Raw genomic sequence first — 19,499 nt, 5'->3', positions numbered from 1 at the left:
CACCTCACTAAGCGGCCTCCATAATCGAGGCTCTAACACTGAACCGTCTGGATTCGGATACTGTAACAAACTGTTCGTAAATATCCGGATGCTCCAGTTTCAACCGAAGCAGGTTATCCTTGTCGATGATGGACTTGCGAACAGGGGTATAGGTAACCGTATAGTTCACTCCCTCCTGCTCACAGACTGCAGTACAGCTGGTACCCATTTCCGCAATCAACAGCGCCTTCAGACGCTGAATATCCTTGTCGATTTCTTTGGAGTACACCTCTGCATTTTTCTTTTCATCCAGAAGCCGCAAATACTGCATGAGTTTTGCAGTCATATCCAGGTCGAGTGCAACGGCCGGGGCATTTTTATCTGCCGGGCCAAAGTGTTTGCGTGCGCTCTCAATAATCAAGGCCCCACTTTCTGTATAGGGCGGCGGCACATGGCGCTGCACATGGTTTTCCCAGAAATACTGCTCCAAAAAGACCATCTCAGCCTCATACTCGAAATCACGCTTGACCTCCCGGATAATAACTTCCTCCTCGTTGTTACCATACAGGCAGCAAAAGAAACATCGGTCAAGATCCGTTACTGCCATATAATGACGCCCCTGAGATTCATAGTAGACTGGAACAGTCTCCTTCCCATTCATCCACCAGTTATCTCTGGCATTATAGTTTGTGGTCTTGATCTCAAGGATCGCTGTGGTGCCATCCGGCAGTTCCACAAAGTAGTCCACATCAGCCAGCATCCAAGGATACTGTGGGTGCTGGAACATCTTTTTGATTTGGTAGACCCGATATCCGGTTTTCCGCTCGAATATCTTTGCTACCAGAGGCTCCAGCAAATGCCCCATTTCCATGGCAACCCAGTTGCCCTCATCATCTTCCACTGACGCTATGTTCAGTTTGTCGTAGTACAGATCCCTGGCTGTCCGGAATGGAGAAGTGCCAAAGATCGCCGATACATCGCTGCCGCCGATTCCACGGCGCCGGTAATCCAGCCAGTCTTCTTCTGAAATATCTGCCGTTTCTACCAGCACCAGCGGTTCATGCCGCTTTCGTTCAGCACTATTGCTGCCGGACATATCAAATCCCCCTTCGTGATCTTCGGGGCAAAATAACTGCCCTCGCCATTGGTGCAACATTTCGGGGCCGGAGCGAAGATACTGCCTGTCTCTTCATCTTCCAGTCCGTGGAATGTGCCGGCTTGACCCGCCGACCATTCTGCTTTCTTTTCTGCTTCACATTCATGTACATGACCTGCCTTTCTCAGTTTTGATTTATCCATAAAGCCCTTTCAGGCTTACAGGCAATAAAAAAGCGAGAATGACAGACGGCATAAAGCCTGGCGCCCATAGTTGCCTATGAACCGATGTCATTCTCGCAATGGTGGGTAAATCCCATAAAATAAAAAAGCCAGCAATATACCGGCCTGAAAAGGCGCAGTGATACTACTGACACAAGTACAAAATTAACAGCGTGTGCAATGCAGTCATTACTCCGCAACACAAGCCCTAAAGCCTGTGTACCCTGACGGGCAACGCACAAAAATCAATTACATTGCAATTCTAACACAATATATAGTGCTTGTCAATTCAAATATTCTATATATTGATTTTTGGATTTTCTTTAAATTTTCTTTCCTCTTTGCAGAAGTTCTTTCTTCCCTGCCTATTTATAGGATGTATCGGATCATTTGGTAATACCGGATGATCCCTACACTCTTTTAGTACCTTGACAAGTTCATAACCTCTATGGGGAGTTATACAGGAATTCTGGACAGTGTGCGATGACCACAGAAGCGCGCCCATAATCGAAGTGCTGCACAGCAGCAGCCTGAAATACACGGCAGAACCGTTCTGGCGTAGGAAATGGCCCCATTAGAGTTCTTTTGTTATTTCAATACCTCCTGACCTCAAGACCGTTTTCATTGTTTTTGTTGAAAACCTTCTTCTACAAATCGTAAGGGATCATTGTAATCGAAAAAAGGAGGACGATTATGGAGAAAAGAAAACCGAATGACCTACCGCCGGAGCAGTGCTTGGCTGTTGATACCGATACCCTTTGCAAACTGTTGTGCTGTGGAAGGCACACTGCAGTACAGATTGGGGATCTTGCCAATGCACGCATTACCATGAACACCCGTGTCCTATGGAGTGTCCAGCGTATCAAAGAATATCTTTATGATATTTCCGGCTAAATAACCATGCCAGTAAGGCGCACTACACTTTTATAATCAGGAGGTACCAGTAATGGCAAAAGTGAGAAAAGACAACAAAGGACGAAATCTTCGGCCTGGAGAAACACAACGGGCAGATGGCAGCTATATGTATGTCTACAAATTAGGCACTAAAAAGAAATATCTTTACGACTCCGATCTCGCAAGTCTTCGTGTCAAAGAAAAGCAGATCAACAAAGATAAGGATGATGGCATCCGTACTCAGGAAGCCATGAAGCTTACCCTGAATGATATGTTCAAGGTCTACATGAATAACAACATCAAACTGAAGCCCTCTACCAGAGCAAATTATCTTTACCTGTGGGACTTCTATGTGAAAGAAGAGCCTTTCGCTAACATGCCTCTGCCACAAATCCACAGAAGTGATATTCTCGCGTTTTATACCAAACTGCTGAAACACGGTTTTGCTATCAACTCACTGGAGAGCATCAACACCATTGTTCACCCTACGCTTGAAATGGCCGTGGACGACGATTACATCCGCAAAAATCCCAGCAAGGGCATTTACCGCAAGCTCAAGACGGACGGCAGCGCTCCAAAGCCTAAACGGCGGATCGCACTCACTAAAACGCAACAGCAGAATTTCCTGCGTTTTATTGCCAAGTCCCCTACATACAGCCATTGGCTCCCCATCATGACTGTGCTCCTTGGAACAGGAATGCGTGTAGCAGAATGTACCGGCATTACCAAAAGCGATATTAACTTGAGCGAAAACACAATCTCGGTCAACCACAACTTAATCTACCGGGTCATTGACGGAAAAGCCGGATTTCACATTACCACTCCCAAAACTGAGAGCGGTACACGAATTATCCCTATCCTCTATCCAGAGGTGGCCGAGCAGCTTCGCCTCCAGATTGAAACCATCGACGCATTGTATCCAGACGATCAACTGGTGTTAGGAGGAGTTCACGGTTTTGTTTTCCGCAACCGAACCGGCTCATTCATGAGCGCCCACAATATCAATCGGGCGATTGAGAGAATCAGCGTAACTTACAACATGGAGGAAATGGATCAGGCTGAACTGGAAGACCGTGAACCGGATCTGCTCCCTCATTTTAGTGTTCACAACTTGCGGCACACCTTCTGTACCCGGCTCTGCGAAAGCACCAACGATGTTAAATTCATTCAGCAAGTCATGGGGCATGCCGATTTCTCTACTACAATGGACATCTACACCCATATCACACAAGAGAATATGCAGGAGAAGGCAAAAAACATTAGTGTGAACATGAAGCTGATGTAAAAAGAAAGGCGAATCTGCATTTTATAAGCAGATCCGCCTTTCATATTGCTTCATCCGGTTTCGTAGGGTCTCGCGCAAAAGTTGTAGAAAAGTTGTAGTAACGCGATTTTTTGTAGTAAATGACCTCTTTAGTACAGCTTTGCTCCTGCCGGAATACTGTCATCCAGCATCAAAAGATTTAAGCCTTCCCGTCCGTCATACTCGTACACTGCGGAAATCAGCATACCCTCGGAATCAATACCCATCATCTTTCTCGGCGGCAGGTTTGTGATTGCCACACAGGTCTTACCAACCAGCTCTTCCGGCTCGTAATACTCGTGAATACCGCTTAAAATGGTGCGTTTCCGGTCTGTTCCGTCATTCAGTGTGAATTTCAGGAGCTTCTTGGACTTCGGCACTGCCTCACAGGCTTCGATCTTAACCACTCTGAAATCAGACTTGCTGAATGTCTCAAAGTCTACATCATCTGCAAACAAAGGCTCGATTTTCACCTTGGAAAGATCAATCTGTACGCTTGGCGCGGACACGGTTGCAGCCTCTGCAGAACCATTTACCGCTGCTTTTTCGGCTTTGTTTTCAGCCCGCTTTGGTTCCAGGGTCTTCATTGTCGGGAACAGCAGAACATCACGGATGGCAGGGGAGTTGGTCAGCAGCATTACCAGACGGTCGATACCGTATCCGATACCGCCGGTAGGAGGCATACCGATCTCCAGTGCGTTCATGAAATCTTCATCGGTGGTGTTGGCTTCCTCATCGCCGGCTGCCAGTGCAGCTTCCTGCGCCTTGAAACGCTCTCTCTGGTCGATGGGATCATTTAATTCGGAATAAGCGTTACACATCTCACGTCCATAGATGAACAGTTCGAAACGCTCTACATAATCGGGCTTATCCGGCTTTCTCTTGGTCAGAGGAGATATCTCTACCGGATGATCCATGATGAATACAGGCTGGATCAGATGCTCTTCTACGAACTCCTCGAAGAACAGGTTCAGGATATCGCCCTTGGCATGACGCTCTTCGTAGTGTACACCCTTCTCGTCTGCCAGCTTCTTCGCTGCTGCGGTGTCGGGGATCTGGTCGAAGTCAACGCCTGCGTATTTTTTGACAGCATCTACCATGGTCAGTCTCTCGAAAGGCTTGCCCAGGTCGATGGTCTCTTCTGCGTAAGGAATCACGGTGGTACCGCATACTTCCTGTGCCACATAGCGGAACATGTTCTCAGTCAGATCCATCATTCCGTAATAGTCGGTGTATGCCTGGTACAGCTCCATCAGTGTGAATTCCGGATTGTGTCTGGTGTCCAGACCTTCGTTACGGAATACACGGCCGATCTCGAAGACACGCTCCATGCCGCCGACGATCAGTCTCTTCAGGTACAGCTCCAAGGAGATACGCAGCTTCACGTCCTCATCCAGCGCATTGTAATGGGTCTCGAAAGGTCTTGCAGCTGCACCGCCGGCATTGGATACCAGCATGGGAGTCTCTACTTCCAGGAAACCCTGTCCGTCCAGATAACGGCGGATGGCACTGATAATTCTGGAACGCTTTACGAAAGTATCCTTAACGTCCTGATTCATGATCAGGTCGGTATAACGCTGACGATAACGGATATCGGTATTGGTCAGGCCGTGGAACTTCTCAGGCAGGATCTGTAAGCTCTTGGACAGCAGTGTTACCTTTGCCGCATGTATGGAGGTCTCGCCGGTCTTGGTCTTGAAGACTTCACCCTCGATACCTACGATATCGCCCACATCGTACTTCTTGAAATCCGCATAGGACTCTTCACCGATGCTGTCTCTAGCCACATATACCTGGATATTGCCGGGCAGATCCTGTACATTACAGAAGGATGCCTTACCCATGACACGTTTGGACATCACACGTCCGGCGATGCGGACGGTCTTGCCTTCCAGTTCCTCGAAATTGTTCTTGATATCGGTGCTGTGATGGGTCACATCATATTTGGTGATCTGAAAAGGATCCTTGCCTGCTTCCTGCAGGTTCGCCAGCTTCTCACGCTTTACCTTCAACAGTTGGTGAATGTCCTGTTCCTGTACCTTTGTGTTCTGTGTATCTGCCACTTTTTTCCACTCCTTACTCTATCTTACTTAGTCAACATTACTTCTCTGGATCTCCAGAATTTTATATGCGAATACACCTGCGGGTGTCTCTACTTCTACGGTATCGCCGACCTTATGACCGATCAGTGCCTTACCTACGGGGCTTTCGTTGGAAATCTTACCCTTTAAGCTGTTGGCCTCGGTGGAACCTACGATCTTGTAATCCAGTTCTTCACTATACTCCACATCCAGAATCTTAACGATACATCCGATGTTGATCTTGTCCAGATCTACCTCATCCTCTACAACGACTTCTGCGTTCTTCAGGATCTTCTCCAGTTCTTCGATACGGGCTTCGATGTCTCTCTGCTCATCCTTCGCTGCATCGTACTCAGCATTCTCGGACAGGTCTCCCTGCTCTCTTGCTTCCTTGATCTTCTGGGCTACTTCCTGACGCTTTACCACCTTCAGATCGTGTAACTCTTCCTCATATTTTCTGAGGCCTTCGTAGGTCAAAATGTTTTTCTTTTCCTGCATGATACCGCACCTTCCTGTTTTCTATATTTTGTACTGCCGACACTCCCGGCAACTATACTAGCCTAATCAACCGAGTTATTATACCCATTTTTGCTGATGGTGTCAAGGTATTCCCGGGCTTTTCGAGGGTCTTTCCACTCTTTTTTCATGGAAAAATAACGGATCTGCGGACATTGTACCAGGGCCCGGTGCTCCTTGTACTCCGATGCCGGAAAATCCAGCCAGATACTGCCTGCTGCCAGTCCGCCGCCGTAGACCTTTTCATTGTCGCAAAAATCCAGTACCACGCAGGGTTTCGTCCCCTGCAGACGTACTCGTCCGTAGTCCGCATTTTCCGCAAGCAGCCGGATCTCCGGGATCAGACCGTACTCATCCTCCAGTTCCCCGGTCAGCCACTCTTCCTCCTCCCGGTATTCTCTTTCCGTAAGATACCATTTCATGCTCTGCAATCTGGCAGCATAGCGGAGCACGACATAAGGCAGATACGGATTTCTCCCCAGCAGGACCAGATCCGGCCACGCCGGATAGCCGCCCGCTCTCTCCCCGTAGCGCAGCAGATGTTCGATCCACTCCTGTTGCAGATAATCCCGGAATTCCCTTCCGAAATAAAAAGAAAGAGGCTCACGGCACACCACATAGGTGTGATCCGGATCCTCTGTCAGTTCCTGTAATTGTTCCCGGAGCTTTAGCTCCGTGAGCTTTAGCTCCGTGAGTGCCAGTTCCGCCTGTTTTTCTTCCATGCCTTCCGTTCTGGCTACCGACACTCTGACCAGATGATAGTCCGGGAAAAAATATTCCGTCCGGCTCACAGTCACCACAGGGCGCCGGTCTTCTCCCTTTTTCCACAGGAAGGGCAAAAATTTCTTCAGTTTTCCCCGGCGCAGTTCCGCTTTTTCCTCCGGCGGTGTCCCGCACATCGCTGTCCGTCGCGCCGGATAGAGATACAAAATAGTGTCCATGCTTCATTGTATGCAGTCATCCCAATTATATGCACCACACCGCGCACAACATCATATCATGCAAGGTCTGCCTCATAATGCATTGCTGTATCCAAAATCCGCACTACACTTCGTCCGGAAAGATTTCCTGCACTCCCCGGATCAGTTCGTCCATTTTCTCCATGGTATTGATGGTCTGGCGGAAATGAGCGGAATGGGGCATTCCCACCGTATACCAGGACAGGTGCTTGCGCATCTCCCGGACACCGGTGTATTCTCCCTTGTATTCCAGCTGCAATGCCGCATGGCGCAGGATCATTTCCCGCTTCTCCCGGTTCGTGGGTCTTGCCGGGATCGTGCCGTTTTCCAGATAGGATACCACCTCCCGGAAAATCCAGGGATTTCCTTCTGCCGCCCGGCCGATCATGACACCATCGCAGCCGGTCTGTTCCAGAATGGCTTTTGCTTTTTCCGGGCTGTCCACATCCCCGTTGCCGATCACTGGAATCTTCACTGCATCCTTCACCTGTGCGATGATATCCCAGTCTGCCTGTCCGCTGTAGTACTGGGCTCTGGTCCGTCCGTGCACCGCCACCGCTGCCACACCACAGGCTTCCGCAATCTTCGCGATCTCCACGGCATTGACATGGTCATCATCAAAGCCCTTGCGGATCTTCACTGTCACCGGCTTATCGATGGCTTTTACCAGTGCGGTCAGAATCTGCTCCACCAGCTTCGGATCCTTCATCAGCGCGGAGCCTTCGCCGTTGTTCACGACCTTCGGCACCGGGCAGCCCATATTCAGATCCAGTATGGAAAAAGGACGTTCCTCGATCCGTTTTGCTATCTCCGCAAGGATCTGGGGATCTGAGCCGAACAGCTGCAGGGAAGCCGGCACTTCCTCGGGATGGATTTCCATGAGACTGTCCGTATTTTTATTGTTATAATATATGGCTTTGGCACTGACCATTTCCATGCACACCAGCGCCGCTCCCATCTCCCTGCAAAGCAGGCGGAACGGCAGGTCGGATACTCCCGCCATGGGTGCCAGGATCACCGGGTTGTCCAGGGTCACATTACCAATCTGTAATTTTTTCATGCTGTCCTTCCTATTTCTTTTTGTTTCTGTTTCCTTTCCCTACTACTCACAATACCCCCTGCGATCCTCCCGATGCCACCCGCCAGCAGACGGCCGTAATACTCCATACTGCATGCCGCGCTGGGAAGGATCATGACGATATAGGGATACACATAACGGCTCTTGGCCTCCCAGAGGATCGTAATGAAAAAGCCGCCCAGAAAAATAATCCCCGGAAGTACCTGTACACCTTTCAGTTTTCCCAGCAGGATCCTCAAATAATATCCGAAAACCGCCAGATATACCATTCCCTGAAAACGGTTCAGGAATGCCAGTGCTCTTTCATTGGCCTGTCCGGTATAGAGGTCTTCCACCCAGCCTTGCGGCCGGTACTGGTATCTGGTCTGGTTAAAGCTGCAATAAGTAGGCTCAATCCACTGGATCAGCAGTTTCTCCTTGAGAAACGTAACGGCTGCCACGGGATCCTCCTGCCATTTTGCCAGACACTGCCTGATATCTCCTTTGGCCACTTCTGCTGCCTCTATGCTGTCATACCCGGCCTGCAGATAAGTGTCCAGATTATAGTCATTGTAGGTTCCCGGCCCCTTCAGGGCGTCGGGATTCTCCTGCATTCCCATGGCAACCCACAGAACATACGGAGCACCGGAACCATATTCCCGGTCAAGCTGTCCTTCCGCCATGTGACAGAGAGTCGTTTTCCCCAGCAGCATAACTACCAGTACCACACAGAGAGCCGGCAGCCCCTGCCATTTTTTACTGCGAAGCAGCACCAGGATCTGCATGATGACCATGGCGATCCATACCACCAGCAATACATTTCTGGTCGCATACGCCAGTCCCATGAACAACGCGACGGCACTCCACAGCAGTCCCTTCTGCCACACCTTTCCCTCCGGCCGGTTGGCCATCAGGTAACACCAGATGGCACACAGGACGCTGCAGGTTCCGATACTCTCACCATAGATAAACAAAGCATAGCAATACACCGGCAGGAACAAAAGCTCCGCCACAAGATACAGCAGTTCCGCTGCCCGGCTTCCCGACAGTTCCCGCACGATCCTGAATCCCACATACAGCGTGATGCCTCCGCAGACCGCCTGTACCTGTTGGATCACGAGCCGTTCCGTGGAGCCTGCCACACGGAAGATTAAGGCGAAGATCTCCGCCAATCCCAGCTGGAACGGATAGATACCATAGTAATCCTGTGCCAGCACCCATTCCGCATCACCGTCCGCCAGTGCCATAGCTGCTCTTTGCACATAATACTGGTCCGCAATGCTCTCCGCTCCGGCGGCCCTCGCAAGCCTTATCCCTAGAATCACTGCTGTCACAGCTCCCAGAACTGCCAGCAGATGCAGTGCCCACGCCGGGATCTTTTTCATCACTCCGGACAGAGCCCCGCATACCGCCACCAGCACTACGCCGACAAGAGCATTCCAGAGGATACTGTCTTTTTCATCCAGATAATATTCCGGTTCCACCAGCCTCTTCGTATATTTCCAGGAATAAAACAGCAGGAACAGCATTACTGCTGTTCCGATGGCTGCCATAATCTTTGTTGCTGCTTTTTCCAGCTTTATCATGTCATTCCCCTATCAACGTCTGTTCTTGTCGTAGATGATCCGCAGTCCATCCAGTGTCAGAGAACTGTCATAGATATCAATGCTGTCGGTCTCGTCCGCAATGGCACGGCCTAAGCCTCCGGTGGCCACGACCTTCAGCTCCGCAAGCCCGCTCTCTTCCTTTACCTTGCGGATAATGTATTCCGTCTGGCCGATCTGACCGTACATGAGTCCTGCCTGCATACTGGTAATGGTCTCCTGTGCCAGGATGGTCTTCGGCTTACGGATTTCAATATTCGGCAGCTTCGCCGTCTCTTTCCACAGAGCCTCCGAACTGATCCGGATACCGGGAGCAGTGATTCCTGCAGTAAAACGTCCGTCCTCCGTGATCAGATCATAGGTGGTCGCCGTACCGAAATCCAGTACCAGCACCGGTCCGCCGTATTTCACATAAGCTGCCACCGCATCCACGATACGGTCTGCACCGATGGCCCGGGGATCCTCGGTAGCGACCTTGATGCCGCTCTTCACACCGGGACCCACGATCAATGGCTTTAGCTTGAGATAACGGATGATGGAACTGGTCAGGGAATGCATCACATCCGGCACTACGCTGGCAATGATGGTTCCCTCGATGTCCGTCACTTCGATACCGTTATTTTTTAGCAGCTGGGTGATCATGATCCCGTATTCATCTGAGGTTCTGGGGGTCTTCGTCATGATCCGGAAGGTGGCTTCCATCTTTTTCCCCTGAAAGACACCCATGGTCATATTCGTGTTGCCTACATCAATGACAAAAATCATTCATCGTCCTCCTCATCCAGCAATGCGGATACATCTTCTTTTTTGATAAACACACGGTAATACAGACTCAGGGACTCGAAAAGCTCCTGTCTGCTCCTACGGATCTCAGAGATCAACAGTCCGGAAGAGATCTCATCATAATAGATGTCATCATCATCCGCATTGGTCTCCATGACCACATTTCCATCCTCCTCAAAGGCAATGGTAAAGACACCGCCCACTTCCTCGGTGAAGAGCACGCAGATCACATGCAGCTCCTGCTTGATGGAATCCGGAATCATCTTAAATTGTTCTTCGTTAAAATAATATTTCTTCTCATAGGCGTTGGCGCCGCAGAGTACGATCTTGTTCTCGTCCATAGTTCTATATCCTGTTCTGTCTCAATTCTGTCACGGACTATCTGTTCCGGTCTTTTTATTCCGGTCTTTCCATCCGGCTGTCCGTCCTGCCTTCTGCCATCCCGGAAAATGCTATACCTGCCTACACATACCCATAGATTCCGCGGACCGATACCTCTCCGGCATAGACTTCCTCCACGGTGCCGTCCGGTCTCTCCACCAGAAGCTCTCCCTGGTCGTTGATGCCTCTGGCAATGCCACGGTATTCGCCCTTGGGATCCAGCACGCAGACTTCCCTGTCCTGATTTACCAGAAGTTCCGCATAGGAGGCCCGCAGACCTTTCAGGTCATGGGTCTGTAAAAAGATCTCATAATCTTCCTCGAAGGCTTCCATAATATCCGCAATCAGCTGACTGCGGGAAATGCGGAAGCCGCATTGTTCATCAATGGCTGCCGCCCGGTCCCGGATCTCCTCGGGAAATTCCTGCTTACGCACATTGATGCCCACACCGATGACGATGTGCTGGATGTACCCCTGCTCCATGCTCATCTCCGTGAGAATGCCGCAAACCTTTTTACCATCCACTACAATATCGTTGGGCCACTTGATGCCGACCTTGGCCGCTACCTCTTCGCTGTCGCGGCGCAGTGTCTGCCGGATGCCCTTCGCCACCGCCAGTGCCATGACTAACGTCAGCATCGGTGCACAGTCCGATGAAAAATCCGGTTTTAACATCAGGGTGTAATAAATATTTATCCCTGCGGGGCTCTCCCAGCCCCGGCCTCTTCTGCCGCGTCCGGCGCTCTGCATATCCGACACCACCAACAGGCCGCTCTCCGCGCCCTGTTCCGCTTCCAGTTTGGCACGGATATTGGTGGAATCGATACTGTCAAAAAACAGTAAAGGATGTGCCACCCATTTCGTCTTTAATCTGCTCTGGATATCCGCCTGGTTGTAGACTTCCTCCGCCTGATCCAGCAGACGGTAGCCGCGGTTCTGTACCGCTTCAATGACATAGCCTTCTTTTTTCAGTTGTCCGATGGCTTTCCATACCGCAGTTCTCGATACACCGAACTGCTCGCAGAGCTCCTGCCCGGAGACATAGGCCTCGCTTTCCGGTGCTCCTGCTGCCACCCGATCCTTCTTTTCCCGAAGAAGCTCTAAAATCTTTGCTTTCATACTCATAAAGTCGCCGCCATCACTGCCTTGATCGTATGCATACGGTTCTCAGCCTCTTCAAACACCAGAGACTGGCCGGATTCAAATACTTCATCGGTCACTTCCATCTCGGTGATGCCGAAACGCTCACCCATCTGGGCACCGATCTTGGTCTTCAGATCATGGAATGCAGGAAGACAGTGCATGAAAATGGCCTGCTCGCCGGCATTGTCCATGACTGCTTTATTCACCTGATAAGGAGACAGCTCCTTAATACGCTCGGTCCATACTTCGTCGGGCTCGCCCATGGATACCCACACGTCAGTGTAGATCACATCCACATCCTTCGTGCCCGCCTTCACATCCTCGGTCAGGGTAATACTGCCGCCGGTCTGTGCCGCAATGGCCTCACACTCCGCTACCAGCTCCTTCGCCGGGAAATATTTTGCGGTGGTACATGCGGTAAAGTGCATGCCCATCTTCGCGCAGGCTACCATCAGAGAGTTACCCATGTTGTAACGGGCGTCTCCCATGTAAGTCATACGGATTCCCTTCAGATGTCCGAAATGTTCACGGATGGTCAGAAGGTCTGCCAGCATCTGGGTGGGATGGAATTCGTTGGTCAGGCCGTTCCATACGGGCACCTTGGAATATTTTGCCAGTTCCTCCACAATATCCTGTCCGAAGCCACGATATTCGATACCCTCGAACATGCCTGCCAGTACTCTGGCAGTATCGGCAATGCTTTCCTTTTTGCCGATCTGGGATCCGGTGGGATCCAGATAAGTCGTTCCCATTCCCAGATCATGGGCTGCCACTTCAAAAGCACATCTGGTACGGGTACTGGTCTTCTCAAAGATCAGCGCTACATTCTTGCCTCGGAGAGTATCTACGGGGATTCCTTTTTTCTTCTTATCTTTCAGGTCTGCCGCCAGATCCAGCAGATATTCGATCTCTTCCGGTGTAAAGTCCAGTAATTTCAAAAAATCGCGTCCCTTTAAATCCATAATACTCCTCTTTTCCGAAGCTTTCCGGCCTTGCGCCCGCAGCCTCTGTTTTCTGATTTTGTCCATTGATATCCCTGTTACGAACGTTGCCTGTAACAAGCTATATGTAATCAATATACTTCATTATTCTGTGTTTTTCAACCCCTCGCGTTTATCCCCCGTCATTGTTTTTTGTGAATCCGACATAAAAAAGCCACCCTCCTTATTTCCCGGAAAGTGGCTTTGGTTTATCGTTTTTTAGTTTACTTATTCTGCCTTTTTGCCTGCGGCTGCCTTGAAGGTCTCTGCCACGCTGGCAATGCCCTGCAGCTCTGCGGGCAGCAGGATGGTGGTGGCCTGGCCGTCAGCTACCTTTTCGAAAGCTTCCAGGCTCTTTAACTTCAGGACTGCTGCATCTGCGCCTGCTTCCTTCAGCATCTTGATACCGTCGGCATTTGCCTGCTGTACCTTGAGGATGGCTTCGGCTTCACCTTCTGCCTCGCGGATCATCTTCTCCTTCTCAGCTTCCGCACGAAGGATGGCTGCCTGCTTATCTGCTTCTGCACGAAGAATTGCGGACTCCTTGGCACCTTCTGCCTCCAGGATCTTAGCCTTCTTCTCACCTTCTGCACGGGTAACGGCTTCACGTCTCTCGCGCTCTGCCTTCATCTGCTTCTCCATGGCATTCTGGATCTCTGCGGGAGGGATGATGTTCTTCAGCTCCACACGGTTGACCTTGATACCCCAGGGATCGGTGGCGATATCCAGTGCCGCACGCATCTTGGTGTTGATGGTCTCACGGGAAGTCAGGGTCTGGTCCAGTTCCAGGTCACCGATGATATTACGCAGGGTGGTGGCGGTCAGATTCTCAATAGCCATCATGGGATTCTCTACACCGTAGGTGAACAGCTTGGGATCTGTGATCTGGTAAAAGACTACGGTATCGATCCGCATGGTTACGTTATCCTTGGTGATTACGGGCTGGGGTGGGAAATCCGCTACCTGCTCTTTTAAATTGACTTTTCTGGCTACCTTATCGATGAACGGGATCTTCAGATTGAATCCTACATTCCAGGTGGACTGATAAGCACCCAGACGTTCGATCACGTAGGCCTGTGCCTGAGGCACGATCTTGATACAGGATACACAGATCCATAATACTAAAACGACAATAATGATTAATGCTACCATTTTTCCTCCTTCTGCGTACATTCGTGTACGCTGCGTACCTCTGTACGCGCTTTTCCCTCATGTATCCGTGTTACACGATTCTTAATTCTGTGACTGCGGTACTTCCCCGATGACCTTCGTCATCTGCGGATCCACCTTGACGATCAGCTTGACACCACTGACTGCCACGATGTCTACCACCGTTCCGGGCTGTAGATTCAGTCCGTCTTTTTCGGTTCTGGCGCTCCACTCCTGGCCGCCCACCGTTACCTGTCCGATGCCCTGCAGATTGTCGATCTCACTGGTCACAATCGCCTGTCTGCCGATCATACTTTCCACATTTGTCCTTACGCGGTCTTTGTTGAAATATCTGACTGCGACAGGTCTGGTGAAAAATAACAGCAGCAGAGACACTGCAAAAAATAACAGGATCTGCAACCAGATCGGTGCCTGCAATGCGGCGGCAATCACTGCCACAACGGCGCCTCCGGCGAACCAGATGCTCGTCAGTCCCAGAGTGGCGACCTCCACACCGATCGATACGATCAATACCACAAGCCACAAGGTTACCATTTCACTCATGTGATCACTCCTTTGGTTTTGTAGTTGTATCCAGTGTACTACAAATATTCTTCTGTGACAACAGCTATTGGTGCACGATACGGGATTCTATTGTGCTCTTCTCATTCCTCATTTCATCCGGCGGATCGGCTCCTGCCTGTACGTTAAAAGACGGTACCCCTGTTCCGGGATACCGTCTCTGTTGTATGCGCTGTTCTTTTGTGTGCCACTTAGTAGAAGACGTGGTTACCGATGACCAGTCCGTCACGGCCGTTGTTACGTCTGAAGTGGGTCATGTCTCCTACATTGGAGACACCGGAGATGGCTTCCTGGGCTGCCTGAACACAGCTTGCGGAGATCCTGCCGGATTCGTATACGGTATTTACCTTACCGTTCAGTGCTGGAGTAAACTGTCCGGAGGCGTAGATAACACCGTGGATACTATTGGGATATGCTCCGCTTCTTACACGGTTCATAACTACGGACGCTACCGCCAGCTGGCCTTCGTAGCTTTCACAGCCTGCTTCACACTGTACCAGTGCGGCCAGCAGCTGCGTGGTATCCGCATCGGTGGTATATTCGCCGTAGTTGACGTGACGCTTTGCTTCACGCTCTGCGGCTTCTCTTGCCTTGATCTCCTCCAGTGTCTCACCGGAGTCGATCTGGAAATCTACAGTTACATATTCCGCAGCCACATAACCGTCTGCGCCTTCGTAGTCAATACAGACCCATTCCGGGTTGCTGTTGTCTACTACATCTGCGATGTCTCCCTTGGGAAGAAGTCCCAGGACACCGGCTTCCTGATCCGCTTCCGTTCTCACACGGAGGGTCTCCGTATTGATCTGTGCGATCATCCTGCCTACATCGTTGGCCAGTGCTCTGGCGTCATCTCCGAACAGGAGATATTCGTCCTTTGCCCAGCCGATCAGAGTGCCGGACTGGATCTTGGTCCAGCCGTCCTTACGCTCCAGGATGGTACCTCCACAGTCCTTGTAGAGTTTACCGACCTTGGATGCTTCCTCGCTAGCATCGCTTCTTACATTCACGGCATCCCTTACGTTCGCCATGACCAGACCGGAACTGATCTCTTCCTCTGCCGGGAAGGTCAGGTTCAGTTCCTTCACCGTAGCGTTGATCACCTCAGTGCTGTTCCTGGAACCGGGATCCAGGATGGATGCAATACCACCGTTCAGATCATTTACATAATTTTTTGTATTGCCCGCCTGTGCGGTCATGCTCATCTGCATGCTCAGGAAGAGAGAACAGAGCAGTCCTACGCATACAACCAGCATTCTTCTGCTTTTTGTCATCTTGATACACGCCTTTCCCACAGGAAGATTCCCCGATGGGTGTGATACCTGTGGATCTCACCAGTGAATAGTATATGCTGAAATTATTAAGATTTTCACCGGTTTGTTACAAAAATATTAAATTTGTTACGCGAGATATCATAACAGATGACAAAATTTTTGTCAAGTTTTGGGACTTTGGGCGCTATTTAGCCATAACAGCTCGGCTTGCGCCATTCGCAAAATCATGTTAACATGACTTTTGCTCTCGACTCTGTTCATGGTCGATCTGTCACTACATGCTTTTGGACTTCTCAATGCAGGCATCCATGGCATCCATGACAGCGGCGCGCATGCCTTTTTCCTCCAGTACCTTGACTGCCTGGATCGTGGTTCCACCGGGGGAGCACACCATGTCCTTCAGTTCTCCGGGATGTCTGCCGGTCTCCAGCACCATCCTGGCACTGCCAAGGACGGATTGTGCCGCGAATTCATAAGCCTGTTTTCTGGGCATTCCGGCGGCTACTGCCTCGTCTGCCATGGCTTCAATGAACATGAACACATAGGCCGGGGAGCTACCGCTGACACCTACGACTACATCCATCAGCCGTTCCGGTACCACACTGGCAATGCCGAAGGAACGTAACAGTGCCAGTACCTGCTCCATGTCTTCCTCCGTGACGTTTTCTTCCGCACAGACGCCGGTGCAGCCTTCCAGTACCAGTGCCGGAGTATTGGGCATGCAGCGGATCAGCTTCAATTCCGGTCTGCCGAAAGCCTCTTTCAGATAGTCCAGAGTTCTTCCTGCCGCAATGCTGACGATCAGGGTATCCTCTGCCACGACATCTTTGATCTGGTCGATCACCTCCGGGAAAAAGATGGGTTTCACTGCCAGGAACAGAATGTCTGCCTGTACCGCTACGATTTTGTTATCCGTTGTTGTGTTAATATTAAATTTTGTTTTAACTTTTTCTACTGTTGTTTCCGTTCTGGCTGAACCAATGATGTCCTCCGGAGCTGCAATTCCTTTTTGCAACATTCCTCCGATCATGGCAGTGGCCATATTTCCCAGTCCGATAAATCCGATCTTCATGATACCTTTCCTCCTGTTCTGTCTTTCTTCTATTATTATGATGTCGGGGTCAAAAGCCCCCGACTTTGATGCCTACGGATTGTTCCGTGCTACGCACTCCCACAATCCTACCCAATATTCGCATATCGTGGGATTATCATCCCACTTTTATGCTCATATCGGGGCGGGTCCTAAGGTCTTTCACCCACCTATGAGCAAGCTCATGTGGGCTTAGACCTTTTGACCCTGGCATCATTATTATATAATTATTCAAAGCCATGTAAATATTATCGGCTGCGCATCGAATGCCTGGCATTTGATAATATCTATAAGGCAAATGAGTCCGGGATAGTTACAGTCTTGCGCTTCGCTGTCTGTGGGCCTCGTACATCAGAAGGGCCGCTGCAATGGAGGCATTCAGGGATTCCACCCTGCCCTCCATGGGGATCTTGAGATACTGTCCTGCCTGGTCGGAGATTTCCTTGGATAAGCCGTTTCCTTCGTTGCCGATGAGGAACGCCGTAGGCTCCCGGAAAGAAAAGGAATCGTAGTATTCCTGTCCTTTCAAGTGTGCCGCATAGGTGTAGATACCTTTTGCATGCATCTGTTCCAGCACCGGTGCCAGATCCGGCACGTAGACAAAAGGCACCCGGAAAATAGACCCCATGGTGGCACGGATGGTCTTGGGATTAAAGATATCAACCGTCTGGTTGTTCATGATAACACCCGTTATCCCTGCTCCTTCTCCGGTACGGATCATGGTTCCCAGATTGCCCGGATCCTGCAGATTTTCCAGCATCAGAAATAAAGGATCCGGCTGTTCCAACAGCTGTGTCAGATCATAGACCGGCTGTTCCAGCACTGTCAGAATGCCCTGGGGGGTCTGGGTATCCGCCATTTTGGCAAAGACTTCCGTGGAGACGGTCTCGTAACCGGTCTGCTGCAGCTTGTCCCAGAATGCTGTGTCTCCGTTCTGGGCATTCTGCCGGATCTTTTGCTCCAGTTCTTCCGTAAGGTAGACCTCCCGCACGTTTTTTACCGGAGCCTCCTCACACATTCTGATACCTTCTGCCAGAAATACGTGATCCTTGCGGCGCTCCTTTGCCTTGGTCTGCCACTGCACCACCTGTTTTACTTTTGCATTGTTGTTGCTTGTGATCATATCTGTCTGCTAACCGCTCCTAAACATCATAATAATATGGTTTCTCCGTTCTGCGAACTCTCGAAACCATAACAAACATGCGTAATCCGGGCTAATCGCCCTACTTACTTATGTTTGTTTACTCCTCTCATAGAATGATCCCCTGCCTGCAAGCAGTCGGGATGCATTCTATGGATGAGTTTATTATAGTCAAAAAGGCGTTTCCACGCAATGGGAAACGCCTTTGTCTTCATATCCGTTCAGACACTCTTATTTATAAAAGTGCCTGCTTCGCAGTCTGAACTGTTAAATTAAATTAGATGGACAGCAGATGAGATACCTCGAACTGGTACTCATTGATGCCCTTCTGCATCTGCAAAGCCTCTTCGATATCGAAATCGATGAACTCACCGTGCTGATAACCTACGACACGGTTGGTCTTGCCTTCCAGCATGATATCTACTGCGTAAGCACCCATGATAGATGCATAGTAACGATCCTTGGCAGTAGGGCTTCCGCCACGCTGCATGTAACCTAAGATCGTAGCACGGGTCTCAATACCGGTAGCAGCCTCGATACGACGGGCCATGGAAGTGGAATGTCCGATTCCCTCGGCATTGATGATGATATGATGGGTCTTACCATGCTTACGGTTGGTAATGATATTATTGATAATATTCTGTTCGTTGTAATCGTACTTCTCGGGAAGCAGGATATCCTCGGCACCGTTGGCAATACCGCACCACAGAGCGATATAACCGGCATTTCTGCCCATTACCTCGATGATACTGCATCTCTCATGAGAGGAAGAGGTATCCTTAACCTTGTCGATTGCCTGCATTGCTGTGTTGACAGCAGTATCGAAACCGATGGTGTACTCGGTACATGCAATATCCAGGTCGATGGTTCCGGGAAGACCGATGGTATTAATACCAAGTCTGGACAGTGCCTGTGCACCACGGTAAGAACCGTCACCGCCGATGACAACGATACCGTCGATACCGTGCTTTCTGCAGATCTCAGCACCCTTCTTCTGTCCTTCCGCTTCCTTGAACTCCAGACAACGTGCGGTTCCTAAGATCGTACCACCGCGCTGAATGATATCGGATACGTCCTTGGCTTCCATATCTATGATCTCTTCATTCAAAAGACCCTGATAGCCTTTTTTGATTCCCTTAACCTTCAGTCCTCTTGCAATGGCTGTACGAACAACTGCACGAATAGCAGCGTTCATTCCCGGTGCATCACCGCCGCTGGTCAATACGCCGATCGTCTTAATCTCTTTTGCCATGACTGTTACCTCCTAAG

The 19,499-nt window shown here is 50.2% G+C and carries 19 protein-coding genes; 2 read left to right on the top strand and 17 right to left on the bottom strand.

Annotation, left to right across the window (positions count from 1 at the left end):
- Window positions 1-7: 7 nt before the first annotated feature.
- Window positions 8-1,075, bottom strand: coding sequence for a lambda-exonuclease family protein (locus tag DW835_RS03065; protein WP_118668484.1), 1,068 nt, complete (start codon window positions 1,073-1,075; stop codon window positions 8-10).
- On the bottom strand, window positions 1,021-1,278 hold the full coding sequence (locus tag DW835_RS03060) for a hypothetical protein (protein ID WP_118668483.1): 258 nt from the start codon (window positions 1,276-1,278) through the stop codon (window positions 1,021-1,023). The genes DW835_RS03065 and DW835_RS03060 overlap by 55 nt, the downstream gene beginning before the upstream one ends.
- Window positions 1,279-1,989: 711 nt before the next feature.
- Here DW835_RS03060 and DW835_RS03055 point away from each other — a divergent pair.
- A complete protein-coding gene (locus DW835_RS03055) occupies window positions 1,990-2,190 on the top strand; it encodes a hypothetical protein (protein WP_003501914.1) in 201 nt (66 codons plus the stop codon).
- A gap of 52 nt (window positions 2,191-2,242) precedes the next feature.
- Window positions 2,243-3,475 (top strand): site-specific integrase, encoded by a 1,233-nt coding sequence (locus DW835_RS03050; RefSeq protein ID WP_006874387.1) that lies wholly within the window; start codon window positions 2,243-2,245, stop codon window positions 3,473-3,475.
- A 128-nt stretch (window positions 3,476-3,603) separates the two neighbouring features.
- Here the strand turns inward: DW835_RS03050 and lysS are convergent, their stop codons facing one another.
- The 15 genes from lysS to pfkA form a co-directional block, all read right to left on the bottom strand.
- Window positions 3,604-5,556, bottom strand: coding sequence for a lysine--tRNA ligase (gene lysS, locus DW835_RS03045; protein WP_118730665.1), 1,953 nt, complete (start codon window positions 5,554-5,556; stop codon window positions 3,604-3,606).
- 27 nt (window positions 5,557-5,583) lie between these two features.
- Window positions 5,584-6,072, bottom strand: a complete 489-nt coding sequence (greA, locus tag DW835_RS03040; RefSeq protein WP_118730664.1) for a transcription elongation factor GreA — start codon at window positions 6,070-6,072, stop codon at window positions 5,584-5,586.
- Window positions 6,073-6,134: 62 nt separating this feature from the next.
- Window positions 6,135-7,031, bottom strand: a complete 897-nt coding sequence (locus tag DW835_RS03035; protein ID WP_147353697.1) for a hypothetical protein — start codon at window positions 7,029-7,031, stop codon at window positions 6,135-6,137.
- Window positions 7,032-7,134: 103 nt separating this feature from the next.
- Window positions 7,135-8,109 carry a tRNA dihydrouridine synthase DusB gene (gene dusB, locus DW835_RS03030; RefSeq protein WP_118730662.1) on the bottom strand — a complete coding sequence of 325 codons (975 nt, stop codon included), beginning with the start codon at window positions 8,107-8,109 and terminating at the stop codon, window positions 7,135-7,137.
- Window positions 8,106-9,692 carry a hypothetical protein gene (locus tag DW835_RS03025; protein ID WP_118730661.1) on the bottom strand — a complete coding sequence of 529 codons (1,587 nt, stop codon included), beginning with the start codon at window positions 9,690-9,692 and terminating at the stop codon, window positions 8,106-8,108. The genes dusB and DW835_RS03025 overlap by 4 nt, the downstream gene beginning before the upstream one ends.
- 12 nt (window positions 9,693-9,704) lie before the next feature.
- The gene (locus tag DW835_RS03020; RefSeq protein WP_118730660.1) at window positions 9,705-10,475 is read right to left on the bottom strand and encodes a type III pantothenate kinase; all 771 of its coding nucleotides are present in this window, start codon (window positions 10,473-10,475) and stop codon (window positions 9,705-9,707) included.
- The gene (locus DW835_RS03015) at window positions 10,472-10,834 is read right to left on the bottom strand and encodes a DUF6145 family protein (protein ID WP_118538514.1); all 363 of its coding nucleotides are present in this window, start codon (window positions 10,832-10,834) and stop codon (window positions 10,472-10,474) included. The genes DW835_RS03020 and DW835_RS03015 overlap by 4 nt, the downstream gene beginning before the upstream one ends.
- Window positions 10,835-10,955: 121 nt before the next feature.
- Window positions 10,956-11,999 (bottom strand): biotin--[acetyl-CoA-carboxylase] ligase, encoded by a 1,044-nt coding sequence (locus DW835_RS03010; protein ID WP_347559348.1) that lies wholly within the window; start codon window positions 11,997-11,999, stop codon window positions 10,956-10,958.
- A complete protein-coding gene (argF, locus tag DW835_RS03005; RefSeq protein WP_022311895.1) occupies window positions 11,996-12,979 on the bottom strand; it encodes an ornithine carbamoyltransferase in 984 nt (327 codons plus the stop codon). The genes DW835_RS03010 and argF overlap by 4 nt, the downstream gene beginning before the upstream one ends.
- Window positions 12,980-13,225: 246 nt before the next feature.
- Window positions 13,226-14,149: an SPFH domain-containing protein gene (locus DW835_RS03000; protein WP_022311896.1), complete on the bottom strand. Its 924-nt coding sequence runs from the start codon at window positions 14,147-14,149 to the stop codon at window positions 13,226-13,228.
- 81 nt (window positions 14,150-14,230) lie between these two features.
- The gene (locus DW835_RS02995) at window positions 14,231-14,710 is read right to left on the bottom strand and encodes an NfeD family protein (RefSeq protein ID WP_242993304.1); all 480 of its coding nucleotides are present in this window, start codon (window positions 14,708-14,710) and stop codon (window positions 14,231-14,233) included.
- A 209-nt stretch (window positions 14,711-14,919) separates the two neighbouring features.
- Window positions 14,920-15,999 (bottom strand): cell wall hydrolase, encoded by a 1,080-nt coding sequence (locus DW835_RS02990; protein WP_118730659.1) that lies wholly within the window; start codon window positions 15,997-15,999, stop codon window positions 14,920-14,922.
- Window positions 16,000-16,273: 274 nt separating this feature from the next.
- Window positions 16,274-17,074, bottom strand: a complete 801-nt coding sequence (gene proC, locus DW835_RS02985; RefSeq protein ID WP_347559350.1) for a pyrroline-5-carboxylate reductase — start codon at window positions 17,072-17,074, stop codon at window positions 16,274-16,276.
- 328 nt (window positions 17,075-17,402) lie between these two features.
- Window positions 17,403-18,212, bottom strand: a complete 810-nt coding sequence (locus DW835_RS02975) for an RNA methyltransferase (protein WP_118730656.1) — start codon at window positions 18,210-18,212, stop codon at window positions 17,403-17,405.
- 295 nt (window positions 18,213-18,507) lie between these two features.
- Window positions 18,508-19,482, bottom strand: coding sequence for a 6-phosphofructokinase (gene pfkA, locus DW835_RS02970; RefSeq protein ID WP_117464717.1), 975 nt, complete (start codon window positions 19,480-19,482; stop codon window positions 18,508-18,510).
- Between the last annotated feature and the right edge of the window lie 17 nt (window positions 19,483-19,499).

This window comes from Clostridium sp. AM34-9AC (genome assembly GCF_003480225.1).
GTDB lineage: Bacteria > Bacillota > Clostridia > Lachnospirales > Lachnospiraceae > Acetatifactor > Acetatifactor acetigignens.
The sequence above is the reverse complement of the archived record's forward strand: the minus strand, read 5'-3'. Positions and strand labels throughout refer to the sequence as shown.